The organism is Streptomyces sp. NPDC051913, from assembly GCF_044593635.1.
In the GTDB taxonomy this organism is placed as follows: domain Bacteria; phylum Actinomycetota; class Actinomycetes; order Streptomycetales; family Streptomycetaceae; genus Streptomyces.
Genome location: NZ_JBIUCI010000029.1, coordinates 65,918 through 79,986, shown reverse-complemented (window position 1 = coordinate 79,986; position 14,069 = coordinate 65,918). Strand labels below are relative to the sequence as shown.

Sequence of the window (14,069 nt, the reverse complement as noted above, 5' to 3'; positions counted from 1 at the left end):
CTCACCCTCCTGGTCGGCACGTCCCTGGCCCGGCCCGGCCAAAAGCTACCGCTTAGTAATCAGTTGTTGTACCGTTCAGACATGCCAGAAGCAGCCTCCGCCACGCGCGCCAGGATCGGCGACAGCGAGTTCGACCGGGACACCGCGGTCACCCGTCGCGAGCCCGGTGTCTACGACATCGACCTCTCCGCCGGCTGGACGATCATCAGCGCCGTCAACGGCGGCTATCTGCTGGCCGTCCTCGGCCGCGCCCTCGCGGACGCCCTGCCGCACCCCGATCCGTTCACGATCTCCGCGCACTACCTCACCGCGTCCCAGCCGGGCCCCGCGGTGATCCGCACGGACGTGGTCCGCACCGGCCGCACCCTCTCCACCGGCCAGGCCTCGCTCTTCCAGTACGACGAGCAGGGCGCCGAGGTCGAGCGCATCCGCGTCCTCGCCTCCTACGGCGACCTGGACTCCCTCCCGGACGACGTCCGTACGGCGGCGAAACCCCCGGTGTTCCCGCCCATGGACCAGTGCTTCGGCCCCGAGGACGGTCCCGCCCCCGTCGAGGGCAGTTCGGCCATCACCGAGCGCCTGATGCTCAAGCTGGACCCCTCGACCCTGGGCTGGGCCCTCGGCGCCCCGTCCGGCAAGGGCGAGATGCGCTCCTGGTTCGGCCTGGCCGACGGCCGCGACGCCGACCCGCTCTCGCTGCTCCTCGCGGTGGACGCGCTGCCGCCGACCGCCTTCGAGATCGGCATCAAGGGCTGGGTCCCGACGGTCGAACTCACCGTCCACGTCCGCTGCCGCCCGGCCCCGGGCCCGCTGCGCGTCTCCATCACCACCCGCAACCTCGCCGGCGGCTTCCTGGAGGAGGACGCCGAGGTCTGGGACAGCGCCGGCCGACTGGTCGCCCAGTCACGGCAGTTGGCGCGGGCCAAGCTGGCCTGAGGGGCGGGAGACATCCTGGTGCCGTGCAGTCCGACCGGCTCCTGCACCGACGTCACCGGACTGACCGCCGACGAGTCCCGTGCCCTGTTCGTCCTGGCCGCGCAGGGCGCCCATGCCGCTCTCGGCCTTGACGCCGCCCTCGGCTCCGCGCTGCGCGAGGTGATGGCGACCCTCCCGGCCCCGCACCGCCCCGCCGCCGACCTGGGCGTGTTGCAGGACGCGGTGTTCTTTGACCGCCGACTGCGGCTGCGCGACCGGCACGGCGGAGGACAGGAGACCCACCTGGTCGCGGACCGGGTGCGCTCGGCGACCGTGCCGACGGACGCCGTGCGGCGGCGGCCGGCCGTCAACTCCTCGCGTTCTCCGACCGCGTGGAGGTTCTCTCACCGGTCCTCTCACCCTCCCGGAGATGCGTGAGGAACTGGCCCGGGCAGCCGCTTCTGTCACGGACCTGTACCAGCGAGTAGGTCGGGATCCGGAAAGGAATCCCAGGTCAGAGGCGTGACTTGGGATCCGCTTTGCCCTACGCACAGGCCGGCGACAGCGCGGGCCCAAGGAAGCCCTAAGCCGCGTTGATTGAGTGCCCGCCTCAAGACTCCCTCATCTTTCTTGGAGTTGTTTCTCATGAAGCGTGTGCGTCTCGTCCCCGCAGTGGCCCTGCTGGCGCTCTCGCCCCTCGCCCTGGTGGCCTGTGGCTCGGGCGACTCGTCGTCCTCCTCGAACAGCGGCAACTCCGGACAGCAGTCCTGTCAGGCCCCGTCCGGCGCGCCCAGCGGCAACCCCTCGGGCATGCCGTCAGGCGCCCCGTCCGGTGCCCCCACGGCCAACGGCACCGCCCAGCCGTCCGGCGCGCCCTCGGGGGCGCCATCGGGGATGCCCAGCGGTGGGCCGGGCGGCGGTCAGGGAGGCCCCGGCGGCGGCCAGGGCGGCGGCTGCGGCGGCCCCGGAGGTGGCGGCGCGGCGCCCAGCGGTGCGCCGAGCCAGCCGTCGGAGTCGGCCACGAAGAGCTGACCCGACGCGTCGTGCGACGAGGGGCGGCACTCCCGGTGAACGGGGGTGCCGCCCCTCGGCGTCGAGGATCTCCGGCTCAGCTGCGCCAGTGCTCCCGGCCGATGCTGATGAGGCGCATCTGACGGGTGGCGACCTGCGCGACCCGCTCCCGCTCCTCGGCAGGGCCCTCCAGCGCCTCCAGGAACAGCGAGGCCGTGATCAGCATCTGGTCGACGTACAGGTTGGCGAGCATGAGGAGGTCGTCCTCGCTCCAGCCCGCCGACTCCGGATCCTTGGCCAGCTCGTCCTTCACCTCCTGGCCGAACCTGGCCAGTTGCTCCCGGATGGCGTTCCGCACCGGCTGGACCCCGCCATGTCGTTCCCGCGCGATGAAACGGACATGAGCGGGGTACGCGTCCACGTGACGGGCGATCAGCTCGACGGCGCGCTCTATGCGTTGTTCGCTGTCGTCCGCCGTGGACACCGTCGTCCGGATCATCGGGTGCAGGCTGCCCAGCGCCTCCTCGACCAGTGCCGTGCCGAGATCCGCGGTGGAGCGGAAGTGCCGGTAGAAGGCGGTCGGGGCGACGCCGACCGCGCGGGTGACCTCGCGCAGGCCCAGGCTGCTCAGACTCTGCTCCTCCAGCAGCCCCAACGCGGCGTCGAGGAGCGCCTGCCGGGTCTTCTGCTTCTGGGCCTGCCGGATGCCGAGGGTGTGACTCATGTCATCAGTAAACAACTGTTCTCTGGAATTGAGAAGCCGTCACGCGCGCTAGACTCTAGAGTCAGTGAACAACTGTTACTACAACTGTTCACCGAAACGTAACGAGAGATGCCCACGAGAGGCGTCTCGGAGGGGGTTTGCATCCCATGCTGTTCCTCGTCGCCGCACTCCTGCTCTTCGGTGCCGTCCTGGGCACCGTGGCCCACGCGCCGTTGACCTTCACCGCCGTCGCCGCCGCCGTGATCGTCGGCTGGCTCGGCATCTTCGCGCTCCGCGAGCGCCACGCCCGCCGTCACAGCTCGACTCACTGATCCGCAGACTCACCCGTCCCTGGGGGACCGATCACCATGCAGCTCACCGTATCGCGCACCGACAGCACCACCACCGCCACCCGCCCGGCCGCCCGCGACGCCGACGGCATGGCCGTGGCCGCCTTCATCCTCGGCCTCGTGGGCCTCCTCGTCCTCAACGTCTTCCTCGGCCCCGTCGCCATCGCCCTGGCGAGCGTCGCCCTGTGGCGCGGCACCGCCCGTCGCGGCCGCGCCTTCCTCGGCCTGGGTCTCGGCGTCGCCGACCTGCTCGTCCTGGTCGCCGCCATGCAGATGGACAGCACGGTGTCCTGGAGCTTCTAGGGGCGGGCCTGAAAACCGAGCCCCGCGACCGGGCCCGTAGAATCGGGTCACCATGGCTTACCTCGACCACGCCGCGACCACCCCGATGCTTCCCGAGGCAGTCGAGGCGCTCGCCGCACAGCTGGCCGTCACCGGCAATGCCTCCGCCCTCCACGCGGCCGGCCGCCGTGCGAGGCGCACCGTCGAGGAGTCCCGCGAGGCGCTCGCCGAATCCCTCGGCGCCCGCCCCAGCGAGGTCGTCTTCACCTCCGGCGGCACCGAGGCCGACAACCTCGCCGTGAAGGGCCTGTACTGGTCCCGCCGTGACGCCGACCCGGCCCGCACCCGGGTGCTCGCCAGCCCCGTGGAGCACCACGCCGTCCTCGACGCCGTCCACTGGCTCGGCGAACACGAGGGCTCCACCGTCGAGTACCTCCCGGTCGACGCGTACGGCCGCGTCCACCCCGACGCCCTGCGCGAGGCCATCGCCCGCGACCCTGACGACGTGGCCCTCGCCACCGTCATGTGGGCCAACAACGAGATCGGCACGATCCTGCCGGTCCGTGAACTGGCGGACGTCTGCGCCGAGTTCGGCGTCCCGCTGCACGCCGACGCGGTCCAGGCCTACGGCCAGATCCCCGTCGACTTCGCCGCCTCGGGGCTGGCCGCGATGACCGTCTCCGGCCACAAGGTCGGCGGCCCCTACGGCATCGGCGCCCTGCTGCTGGGCCGTGAGTACACGCCCGTACCCGTTCTGCACGGCGGCGGCCAGGAGCGTCACGTCCGCTCCGGCACCCTCGACGTGCCCGCCATCGCCTCCTTCGCCGTCGCCGGCCGGCTCGCCGCCGAGCAGCGCGAGTGGTTCGCCCGCGAGATCGGCGCCCTGCGTGACGCGCTCGTCGAGGCGGTCCGTACGGCGGTCCCGGACGCGATCCTCGGCGGTGACCCGGTGGACCGGCTCCCGGCCAACGCCCACTTCACGTTCCCGGGCTGTGAGGGCGACTCCCTGCTGCTGCTGCTCGACGCCCAGGGCATCGAGTGCTCCACCGGCTCCGCCTGCACCGCCGGCGTCGCCCAGCCCAGCCATGTCCTCCTGGCCACCGGCACCGACCCCGACCTGGCCCGCGGCACCCTCCGCTTCTCCTTCGGCCACACCTCCACCGAGGCGGACGTGGAGGCGGTGGCCAGGGCCATCGGCCCGGCGGTGGAACGGGCGCGGGCGGCGGGGCTGACATAGCGCGGCCCCCTCGCTCAGTGTCGACAGTAAGCGTGATTTCGCCGATTCCTTGCCGAGAATGCGGCCAGGTGTCGACAATGAGCCGGTGGCTGCCGCCGGCACTTCCACTGCCGGCGGCAGCCCGCTCATGAGGCCGCGGGGGCCAGTCAGCTCTCCGTGACCATCAGGGACGCCATCATGCCCTCGTCCTCGTGCTGGAGCAGATGACAGTGGAGCATGTACATGTACGTGTCGTCGGCGAAGTCGGTGAACTCCATCGCGATCACGATGGTCCCGCCACCGACGACCTCATAGGTGTCCCGCCAGCCGAGGTCGACCCCGGTGGGGGCCTCCCCGTTGATCGACACCAACTGGTACGGAACGTCGTGCAGATGGAACGAGTGCTCCAGCTGACTGGCGTTGGTGACGGTCCAGATCTCCTTGGCGCCCAGCGTGGTGCTGATCATGGCCATGCTGGACATGGTGAGACCGGCCGAACCGTTGATCTTCATCGTCGCGCCCGTGTTGCTGAGCGTGATGGTGCGGGCCGTGAAGTCGCTGGTGTCGTACCGCTCGATGGTGTTGAGGGTGCTCGGCAGGTCGTCCGGCGTGTCGGTGCCGCCGGCGCTGACGGTGAGGAAGTCGAAGGTGCCGGAACCGCCGCGTATCCAGCCCGTGGTGATGACGACCTGGAGGGTGACGTCCTCGGTGACGTCCATGACGAACTCGGCGCGGGACCCCGCCACCAGCCGGATCGTCGTCACCTCGGCCGCCTCCGTCAGATAGCCCTGCTCGGTGGCGATCTGGGTGAGCGTGCCGCCGTCGCTGCGCTGGAGGGTGATGATGTCCGACGGTGAGGCGTTGAGCGCGCGGAAGCGGGTGCGGGTCTTGGTGGCGGTGAAGCCGAGCGTGGTGTCGTCGACGTTGGTGCCGTTCACCAGGACCGGGAAACTGAGGCCGCTGCTGAGGTAGCCGGTCTGGTCGTACTTGATGTCCCCGGCGCTGTCGACCGCCAGGCACTGGAAGATCAGCGGGATGTCGTCCACGCCGTACTCGCTCGGCAGCGCGGCGGAGGCGTCCGAGTCGTCCTCGACGATGATCATCCCGGCCAGGCCGTGCACGGCCTGCTTGGCCGTGGTGCCCAGGGCGTGCGGGTGGTACCAGAGGGTCTTGGCCTCGTCCAGGACCGTGAAGGTGGGCTCCCAGGTCGCTCCCGCGGAGAAGGCGTTCTGCGGGCCGCCGTCCATGCTGGGCGGGACGTGTGCGCCGTGGAAGTGGACGGTGGTCTCCTCGTCCAGGTTGTTGGTGATGTTCAGCAGGACGGTGTCGCCCTTGGTCCACTTCATGGTCGGGGCGAGGAAGGCCTGGTTGTAGCCGTACGTGCTGCTGCTGACCCCGCTGAGCACCTCGGTCGTACCGCTCTGTGTGGCCAGCGTGAAGGTGGTGGTGCCGTCGGACGTGGTGCCTTCCAGCAGATCCGGGACGGTCAGGGTCCCGTCGGCCGCAGCCGCCTTGCTGCGGGTGCCCTCGGTCAGCAGGGAGAAGACGCCTCCGGCCGCGCCGACCGCAGCCAGCCCGGCGGCCCCGGCCACCCCGCCGAGGAACTTCCGCCGGTGCAGCCCCTTCTTCCGCCCGCGGGGCTCCTTGGTGTGACCGCCCTTGGCTTCCTGGCCGTCTCTTGCGTGCGCGCCCTTCTCGGGCTCTGTGGTGTGTGTCATGGCTGTGGAGCCTTGGCCTGAGGCCTGTGCGACGACTGAGGTGAAGTTGGGTGCGAGCCGGGATTCCTGTGGACTCTGAAGAACCCCTTTCGCACCTCAACTCCCTTGAAGAAAAGCCAAGTTGGCGCGCCGCAGGTCAGCATCGGAGTGCAGGACACATCGGGCGCGGAGCTTTCACGGATTGTTCACGATAACGCGAACATGTGAGCTGCATCACAGCTTCAGGTCGCGGTGGCCGACCGCGCCTTCCGCACGAGCTTCAGATACCGGTCCCAGTCCCAGTGCTTGCCGGGGTCGGTGTGGTCCGTCCCCGGCACCTCCACGTGCCCGATGATGTGCTCGCGGTCGACCGATATGTCGTAGCGCGCGCATATCCCGGCCGTGAGCCGCGCGGACGCCTCGTACATGGCGTCGGTGAAGTCCTGCGGCCGGTCCACGAATCCTTCGTGCTCGATGCCGACACTGCGTTCGTTGTAGTCGCGGTTGCCCGCGTGGTACGCCACGTCCAGCTCGCGGATCATCTGAGTCACGCGGCCGTCCTGGCCGACTATGTAGTGCGCCGCCGCCTGGTGGCCCGGGTCCTGGAAGGCCTTCACCGCGCTGGAGAGGCTGCCCTGGGTGACATGGATGATCACCATGTCTATGCCGTAGTCGTCGGGCCGGTCGGCGCGCCGCCAGTTCGCGTCGGAGGCGGCCACCCACTTCGCGCCCCGGAAGTCGACCGCGCCCGCCACGCGCGGCTTCTCCACCCCCGGCGTGCGCCACCACAGCCGCGCCAGCTCGTCCCGGGCCAGCACACCGGTGCCCACCGCGGCGGCCGCCCCGCCGATCAGCAGGGCGCGACGCCCGATGCGCCGGTCGCCGTCCTTGGATGCCTCTGTCGCCCCCATGTGATCGTGAACGGATACTCGTGGGCTCCGGTTCCCGCGCCCCCGTACCCTGGAGGAGTTATGACTCACTCCACGCAGCGCCCCCTCCGTGTCCTCGCCGCCATGTCCGGCGGCGTGGACTCCGCCGTCGCCGCCGCCCGCGCCGCCGAGGCCGGCCATGACGTGACCGGTGTCCACCTCGCCCTCTCGGCGAACCCGCAATCGTTCCGCACGGGCGCGCGTGGCTGTTGCACCATCGAGGACTCACGCGACGCCCGCCGCGCGGCCGACGTCATCGGCATCCCGTTCTATGTCTGGGACCTCGCCGACCGCTTCCGCGAGGACGTGGTCGAGGACTTCGTCGCCGAGTACGAGGCCGGGCGCACCCCCAACCCGTGTCTGCGCTGCAACGAGAAGATCAAGTTCGCGGCCCTGCTCGACAAGGCCCTCGCCCTCGGCTTCGACGCGGTCTGCACGGGCCACTACGCCCAGGTGATCGTCGGCGAGGACGGCTCCCGCGAGCTGCACCGCGCCTCCGACATGGCGAAGGACCAGTCGTACGTCCTCGGCGTCCTGGACGAGAAGCAGTTGGCCCACGCCCTCTTCCCGCTCGGCGACACGGTGACGACGAAGGACGAGATCCGCGCCGAGGCCGAGCGCAGGGGACTGGCGGTCGCCAAGAAGCCCGACTCCCACGACATCTGCTTCATCGCCGACGGCGACACCCAGGGCTTCCTCGCGAACCGGCTCGGCAAGGCAGAGGGCGACATCCTCGACGAGTCCGGCTCGAAGGTCGGCACCCACGAGGGCGCGTACGGCTTCACCATCGGCCAGCGCAAGGGCCTGCGCATCGGCACCCCGGCCGCCGACGGCAAGCCCCGCTACGTCCTCGACATCTCCCCGGTGGACAACACGGTGACGGTCGGTCCGGCCGCGTCCCTGGACGTGAGCGCCCTCACCGCGATCAAGCCCCGCTGGTGCGGCACGGCCCCGACCGGCCCCGGCACCTACACCGCCCAGCTCCGCGCCCACGGCGGCGAGACCGAGGTGACCGCGGAACTGGCCGACGGCGAGTTGCGGGTGTCCTTCGTGGAGCCCGTCCGCGGGGTGGCCCCCGGCCAGGCGATCGTGCTGTACGACGGCACGCGCGTGGTGGGCTCGGCGACGATCGCGACGACCGCGCGCGCGACGGCCGCCGCTACCGCGTGAAGTACTCGGCGAGCACCGGAGCCAGGGCGTTCGGATCCACCATGTGGGTCTGACCCGCCAGGTTCCGGTACGAGCCTCGCGGCACCGTCTCCGCGACCGCTCGCGTTGCCTCCTGGAGCCAGTCGGGGCTCGCGCCGCCCGCGACGGCCAGGACGGGGACGGTGATCGAGGCCAGCCGCTCCCGGGGCAGCAGACCGTCGCCCATGACGGCGTTGTCGTGGGCGAGACTCGGCGCGGCGGCCTCCATACCGGGCCACACGGGGGACTGGCGGGCGCCCTGGATCATCTCGTCGGGCATACCGGTGAGCCGGAGGAACAACTCGACCGCGTCCCCACGACGGCCCTCCGCCAGCGCCGCCGTCAGGTTCTCGGTGTACTCGGCGCGCTCCTTCGCACCCTGCTCGGAGAAGTCGGCGAACGGTGTCTCGTACACGGCGACCTTGCGCACCGGCAGCCCGCTCGCCGCCGCTTCCAGCACCAGCGCCCCGCCGGACGAGACGCCCCACAGACACGCCTCGCCACCCGCCGCCGCGATCAGCGCGCCGAGATCCTCCACCTCACGCGCCACCGCGTAGGGCGCCGTGTCGCCGCTCTCGCCGCGGCCCCGCCGGTCGTACCAGAGGACGGTGAAGCGGTCGGAGAGCGCCGCCGCCAGGGGCGCGACGGTGCCGCCGGTGGACATCGCGCCGCTGATCAGGATGACTGCCGGGCCATGGCCGCCGAGCTCGTAGGCGATCGAAGTGCCGTCCCGGGAGAGAGTCTTCTTGTCCATGCCTGTGGAGACTGCCACCGGCCAGGGAACTAATCGGGGATTTCCACCTCGTAGAAGCAGAGGTGGCCCTTGATCCGCGCGACGTCCGGCTTGGGGTCGGGATAGGACCACACCAGGTCCGCCGCGTCCGGCAGCGACCAGTAGGATGCCGTGCCCTTGAACGGACAGTAGGTGTGGGTCTCGGACGGGGTCAGGAGGTCGAGGCGGACGTCCTCGGCGGGTATGTAGTACCGCACCGGACTGCCCGTCTCCCTGAGGAGCAGCGGTCGGCGGGTCTCCGCGAGGACCTGGTCGCCGTGCACCACGCGCACGTGCCGGTCGCCTTGCTCGATGGTGATCGTGTGTCCTGGGGCCATGAGAGGAAGAGCGCTCGCGGGCCCCCGGTTCTTCCCGCGTACGGTGGCCTCATGCGTATCTGTGTCTTCCTCTCCGCCGCCGACCTCGACGACCGTTACACGCGCCCCGCGCGCGAGTTCGCGAAACTGCTGGGCAAGGGCGGGCACACGCTCGTGTGGGGCGGCTCCGACGTCGGCCTGATGAAGGTCGTCGCCGACGGCGTGCAGGAGGCGGGCGGCCGGCTCGTCGGGGTGTCGGTGGAGTTCCTCGCCGCCAAGGTCCGCCCCGGCGTCGACGAGATGGTGATCGCCAAGGACCTCGCCGAGCGCAAGAGGCTGCTCCTGGAGAAGGCCGACGCGATCGTGATCATGGTCGGCGGCACCGGCACGCTCGACGAGGCCACCGAGATCCTGGAGCTGAAGAAGCACCGCCACACCGACAAGCCGGTGGTCCTGCTCAACACCGCGGGCTTCTACGACGGGTTGAAGGAGCAGTTCCGCCGCATGGAGGACGAGGGCTTCCTGCCGCTCCCGCTGACCGACCTGGTGTTCTTCGCGGAGGAGCCGGTGGGGGCGCTCGCGTACCTGGAGGAGGGCCAGGGCATCGCGTAGTACGACGATGACGACCATGGCTACACATGTGATCACCGGGGCGGGCTCCGGCATCGGCGCGGCCGTCGCCCGCCGCCTCCACGCGCGCGGCGACGACCTCGTCCTCCACGCGCGCGACGCGGGCCGCGCGAAGGAACTGGCGGCGGAGTTCCCCGGCGCGCGGACGCTCGTGGGCGACCTGGCGGACCCGGACAAGCTGTCCTGGGCCTTCTCCCACCAGTCGCTCCCCGACCGGGTCGACTCGCTCCTGCACATCGCCGGAGTCGTCGACCTCGGACCGGTCGGCGACCTCACCCCGAAGTCCTGGCGTCACCAGCTGAACGTCAACCTCGTCTCCCCGGCCGAGCTGACCCGCCACTTCCTGCCCCAACTCCGCGTCGCCCGCGGCCATGTGGTGTTCGTGAACTCGGGCGCGGGCCTCAACGCCCACGCCGACTGGTCCGCGTACGCCGCGTCCAAGCACGGCCTCAAGGCCCTCGCCGACTCCCTGCGCCACGAGGAGCATGGCAACGGCGTCCGGGTCACCTCGGTCTACCCCGGCCGCACGGCGAGCCCCATGCAGGCCAAGGTCCACCAGCAGGAGGGCAAGGAGTACGACGCCGCGAAGTGGATCGACGCCGAGTCGGTGGCGACGACGATCCTGATGGCGCTCGACCTGCCCAGGGACGCGGAGGTCAACGATCTGACCGTACGGCCGGGACGCTGACGGAGCGGTCGGCGGGGTTGCATACGCTGTCCCGGTGAGTGCCAACAGCCAGTTCACCTTCGCCCCCGCCACCGGCGTCGGCTCCCTGCCCGGCGGGGACGCCCGGGAAGCCGCCAGGACGGCCACGGGCTCCTTCGAGGACTTCCCGTTCCTGCCCGAGCTCCCCGCCCGCGGACCCGGCGCCGACATGATCGGCCGTACCGCGGGGATGCTCGTCGAGCTGTACGCGCGCGTGGAGCCCAGCGGCTGGCGGCTCGGGGACCGGCCGGGCCGGGACACCAGACGGGCGTGGTCGTGGCTCGGTGAAGACCTCGACGCGCTGGAGGAGTTCACCCAGGGGTACGAGGGACAGCTGAAGGTGCAGGCCGTCGGCCCCTGGACCCTCGCCACCGCCCTGGAGCTGCGGAACGGCGAGTCCGTCCTCTCCGACGCGGGCGCCTGCCGCGACCTCGCCGGCTCGCTCGCCGAGGGACTGCGGCAGCATCTCGCCGAGGTGCGGCGCAGGGTCCCCGGCGCCCAGGTCGTCCTCCAGCTCGACGAGCCCTCGCTCATCGCCGTGCTCCGCGGGCACGTCAAAACCGCCAGCGGCTACCGCACCCACCGCGCCGTCGACCGGCAGATCGTCGAGTCCACGCTCCGCGACGTCGTCGGGGTTCACGGCGAAGGGCCCGTCGTGGTCCACTCGTGCGCACCGGACGTCCCGTTCGCCCTGCTGCGCCGGGCGGGCGCGGCGGCGATCTCCTTCGACTTCTCGCTCCTCACCGAGCGTGACGACGACGCGATCGGCGAGGCCGTGGAAGGGGGCACCCGGCTCTTCGCCGGTGTCGTACCGGGCACGGACTCGGGATTGTCAGACCCTGCCGGTAGCGTCATGGGTGTCAGGACGCTGTGGCGCAGGCTGGGGCTGCATCCGGGGCTTCTCGCGGAGGCGGTGACCATCACTCCGGCGTGCGGCCTCGCGGGGGCCTCCCCGGAGTACGCGCGCAGGGCGCTCGCCCACTGCGTCCAGGCGGCGAGATCTCTCGCGGACAACCCAGAGTAACGGGAGGACAACACGGTGGCCGGCGACAAGCAAGCGGATACGACGGTGCCCGCGAAGGCGCGGGACCAGCACGCGCAGCTCGCTGAGCAGATCGAGGAGCACCGCTTCCGGTACTACGTGAAGGACGCGCCCGTCATCAGCGACGCGGACTTCGACAAGCTGTTGCGGTCCCTGGAGGCGCTGGAGGACGAGTACCCGGAGCTGCGCACGCCCGACTCGCCGACCCAGAAGGTCGCGGGGGCGTACGAGACCGAGTTCACGTCCGTCGAGCACCGCTCACGCATGCTCTCCCTGGACAACGCCTTCAGCGACGAGGAGCTGGCCGCCTGGGCCGAGCGGGTCGCCAAGGACGTCGGCGGCGCCGAGTACCACCTCCTGTGCGAGCTGAAGGTCGACGGCCTCGCCGTCAACCTCACCTATGAGCACGGACGGCTCACGCGCGCGGCGACCCGCGGCGACGGCCGCACCGGCGAGGACATCACGCCCAACGTCCGCACCATCGCCGAGATCCCGGACCGTCTCAAGGGCGACAAGGTGCCCGACCTCGTGGAGATCCGCGGCGAGGTCTACTTCCCGATGGAGAAGTTCGAGGAGCTCAACGCCCGCCTGGTCGAGGCCGGCGACAAGCCCTTCGCCAACCCGCGCAACGCGGCGGCCGGTTCGCTGCGCCAGAAGGACCCGCGCGTCACCGCCACCCGCCCGCTCCACATGGTCGTGCACGGCATCGGCGCTCTGGAGGGCTTCGACGGCATGACCCGCCTCTCCCAGGGCTACGACCTCCTCAAGACCTGGGGCCTGCCCACCGCCCAGCACAACAGGGTGGTCGACGACCTCGACGGCGTACGGGAGTTCATCGCCTACTTCGGCGAGAACCGGCACTCGGTGGAGCACGAGATCGACGGGGCGGTCGTCAAGCTCGACGAGATCCGCCTCCAGGGCCGCCTCGGCTCCACGGCACGCGCGCCGCGCTGGGCGATCGCGTACAAGTACGCGCCGGAAGAGGTGAACACCAAGCTGATCGACATCAAGGTCGGTGTCGGTCGAACCGGTCGCGTGACGCCGTACGCCCAGGTCGAACCGGTGACGGTGGCGGGCTCCGAGGTCGAGTTCGCCACCCTCCACAACCAGGACGTCGTCAAGGCCAAGGGCGTGCTCATCGGCGACACGGTGGTGCTGCGCAAGGCCGGTGACGTCATCCCAGAGATCCTCGGCCCGGTGGTCGACCTGCGCGACGGCAGCGAGCGCGAATTCGTGATGCCGGCCGAGTGCCCGGAGTGCGGGACGCCGCTCAAGGCCATGAAGGAGGGCGACATCGATCTGCGGTGTCCCAACGCCCGCACCTGCCCGGCCCAGTTGAGAGAGCGTGTCTCCTATCTCGCCGGCCGGGAGTGCCTGGACATCGAGCACTTCGGCGACGTGGTCGCCGCCGCGCTCACCCGGCCGCTGGAGCCCACGGATCCGCCGCTCGTCGACGAGGGCGACCTGTTCGACCTGACCGTGGAGAAGCTGCTCCCGATCAAGGCATACGTCCGCGACAAGGACAGCGGCCTGCCCAAGCGTGACCCCAAGACGGGCGAGGAGAAGGTCGTCACCGTCTTCGCCAACCAGGAGGGCGAGCCGAAGAAGAACACGCTGGCGCTCCTCAAGAACATCGAGGAGGCCAAGAGCCGTCCGTTCGCCCGGTTCCTCAACGGGCTCTCGATCCGCCATGTCGGACCCGTGGCAGCCCAGGCGCTGGCCCGTGAGTTCCGCTCGATCGAGCGGATCGAGCAGGCCACGGAGGAGGAGCTGACCAACACCGACGGCGTGGGCTCGATCATCGCCAAGTCCCTCAAGGAGTGGCTGGCCGAGGACTGGCACCGTGAGATCGTCCGCAAGTGGAAGGCGGCCGGAGTCTCCTTCGAAGAGGAAGGCACCGGAGAGGACGAGGGCCCCCGCCCCCTCGAAGGGCTCACCGTCGTCGTCACCGGCACCCTGGAGAACTTCACCCGCGACGGCGCCAAGGACGCCCTTCAGTCGCGCGGAGCGAAAGTGACCGGTTCTGTTTCCAAGAAGACGTCTTTCGTGGTTGTGGGTGACAATCCTGGTTCGAAGTACGACAAGGCGATGCAGCTCAAGGTGCCTGTTCTGAACGAGGACGGCTTCACCGTCCTGCTGGAACAGGGTCCGGAAGCAGCCGCCGAAGTCGCACTTCCCATCGAGGAGTAGGGCGGAGCAGCGGTTGAAGGCCACCCGATCGGCGCATACCAGATGCATACGGGTGGCCGGGGCGCATTCGGGCAACCGTCGACGACCGCTGCCCGTGGAAGCCTTCTGCGGCCTACTGTTG

General features: G+C 70.5%; 16 protein-coding genes. 11 read left to right on the top strand and 5 right to left on the bottom strand.

What is annotated here, in order from left to right:
• The first annotated feature begins 81 nt into the window (after positions 1-81).
• From ACIHIX_RS45370 to ACIHIX_RS45360, 3 genes are all read left to right on the top strand, one after another.
• A complete protein-coding gene (locus ACIHIX_RS45370; protein ID WP_399966536.1) occupies positions 82-936 on the top strand; it encodes a thioesterase family protein in 855 nt (284 codons plus the stop codon).
• Positions 937-954: 18 nt separating this feature from the next.
• The gene (locus ACIHIX_RS45365) at positions 955-1,353 is read left to right on the top strand and encodes a hypothetical protein (RefSeq protein WP_399966535.1); all 399 of its coding nucleotides are present in this window, start codon (positions 955-957) and stop codon (positions 1,351-1,353) included.
• A 207-nt stretch (positions 1,354-1,560) separates the two neighbouring features.
• Entirely contained in the window at positions 1,561-1,947 is a 387-nt protein-coding gene (locus tag ACIHIX_RS45360; protein ID WP_399966534.1) for a hypothetical protein, read from the top strand.
• A gap of 76 nt (positions 1,948-2,023) precedes the next feature.
• On the opposite strand, the gene ACIHIX_RS45355 is transcribed toward ACIHIX_RS45360, so the two are convergent.
• The gene (locus ACIHIX_RS45355; protein WP_399966533.1) at positions 2,024-2,650 is read right to left on the bottom strand and encodes a TetR family transcriptional regulator; all 627 of its coding nucleotides are present in this window, start codon (positions 2,648-2,650) and stop codon (positions 2,024-2,026) included.
• Positions 2,651-2,796: 146 nt separating this feature from the next.
• Between ACIHIX_RS45355 and ACIHIX_RS45350 the strand changes: the two genes are divergently transcribed.
• The 3 genes from ACIHIX_RS45350 to ACIHIX_RS45340 are packed head-to-tail and all read left to right on the top strand — an operon-like array spanning position 2,797 to position 4,498.
• Positions 2,797-2,961, top strand: coding sequence for a hypothetical protein (locus tag ACIHIX_RS45350; protein WP_399966532.1), 165 nt, complete (start codon positions 2,797-2,799; stop codon positions 2,959-2,961).
• Positions 2,962-2,997: 36 nt separating this feature from the next.
• Positions 2,998-3,282 (top strand): DUF4190 domain-containing protein, encoded by a 285-nt coding sequence (locus ACIHIX_RS45345; protein ID WP_399966531.1) that lies wholly within the window; start codon positions 2,998-3,000, stop codon positions 3,280-3,282.
• Between the two features lie 52 nt (positions 3,283-3,334).
• Complete coding sequence (locus ACIHIX_RS45340; RefSeq protein WP_399966530.1) at positions 3,335-4,498, top strand: cysteine desulfurase family protein; 1,164 nt, start codon at positions 3,335-3,337, stop codon at positions 4,496-4,498.
• A gap of 146 nt (positions 4,499-4,644) precedes the next feature.
• Here ACIHIX_RS45340 and ACIHIX_RS45335 read toward each other — a convergent pair whose 3' ends face one another.
• On the bottom strand, positions 4,645-6,195 hold the full coding sequence (locus ACIHIX_RS45335; protein WP_399966529.1) for a multicopper oxidase family protein: 1,551 nt from the start codon (positions 6,193-6,195) through the stop codon (positions 4,645-4,647).
• 221 nt (positions 6,196-6,416) lie between these two features.
• A complete protein-coding gene (locus ACIHIX_RS45330; protein ID WP_399966528.1) occupies positions 6,417-7,085 on the bottom strand; it encodes an N-acetylmuramoyl-L-alanine amidase in 669 nt (222 codons plus the stop codon).
• A 60-nt stretch (positions 7,086-7,145) separates the two neighbouring features.
• Here ACIHIX_RS45330 and mnmA point away from each other — a divergent pair, with 60 nt between their 5' ends.
• On the top strand, positions 7,146-8,273 hold the full coding sequence (gene mnmA / locus ACIHIX_RS45325; protein ID WP_399966527.1) for a tRNA 2-thiouridine(34) synthase MnmA: 1,128 nt from the start codon (positions 7,146-7,148) through the stop codon (positions 8,271-8,273).
• Here mnmA and ACIHIX_RS45320 read toward each other — a convergent pair.
• On the bottom strand, positions 8,263-9,045 hold the full coding sequence (locus tag ACIHIX_RS45320; protein ID WP_399966526.1) for an alpha/beta fold hydrolase: 783 nt from the start codon (positions 9,043-9,045) through the stop codon (positions 8,263-8,265). The genes mnmA and ACIHIX_RS45320 overlap by 11 nt on opposite strands.
• Before the next feature lie 29 nt (positions 9,046-9,074).
• Positions 9,075-9,401: a DUF427 domain-containing protein gene (locus tag ACIHIX_RS45315; RefSeq protein ID WP_399966525.1), complete on the bottom strand. Its 327-nt coding sequence runs from the start codon at positions 9,399-9,401 to the stop codon at positions 9,075-9,077.
• Positions 9,402-9,452: 51 nt separating this feature from the next.
• On the opposite strand from ACIHIX_RS45315, the gene ACIHIX_RS45310 reads away from it, so the two are divergent.
• From ACIHIX_RS45310 to ligA, 4 genes are read left to right on the top strand one after another with little or no spacing between them, the layout of a single operon-like run.
• A complete protein-coding gene (locus ACIHIX_RS45310; protein ID WP_399966524.1) occupies positions 9,453-9,992 on the top strand; it encodes a TIGR00730 family Rossman fold protein in 540 nt (179 codons plus the stop codon).
• 16 nt (positions 9,993-10,008) lie between these two features.
• Positions 10,009-10,698 (top strand): SDR family oxidoreductase, encoded by a 690-nt coding sequence (locus ACIHIX_RS45305; RefSeq protein WP_399966523.1) that lies wholly within the window; start codon positions 10,009-10,011, stop codon positions 10,696-10,698.
• Between the two features lie 34 nt (positions 10,699-10,732).
• Positions 10,733-11,740, top strand: coding sequence for a methionine synthase (locus tag ACIHIX_RS45300; RefSeq protein ID WP_399966522.1), 1,008 nt, complete (start codon positions 10,733-10,735; stop codon positions 11,738-11,740).
• Positions 11,741-11,755: 15 nt separating this feature from the next.
• Positions 11,756-13,948 carry an NAD-dependent DNA ligase LigA gene (ligA, locus tag ACIHIX_RS45295; RefSeq protein ID WP_399966521.1) on the top strand — a complete coding sequence of 731 codons (2,193 nt, stop codon included), beginning with the start codon at positions 11,756-11,758 and terminating at the stop codon, positions 13,946-13,948.
• The last annotated feature ends 121 nt before the right edge of the window (positions 13,949-14,069 follow it).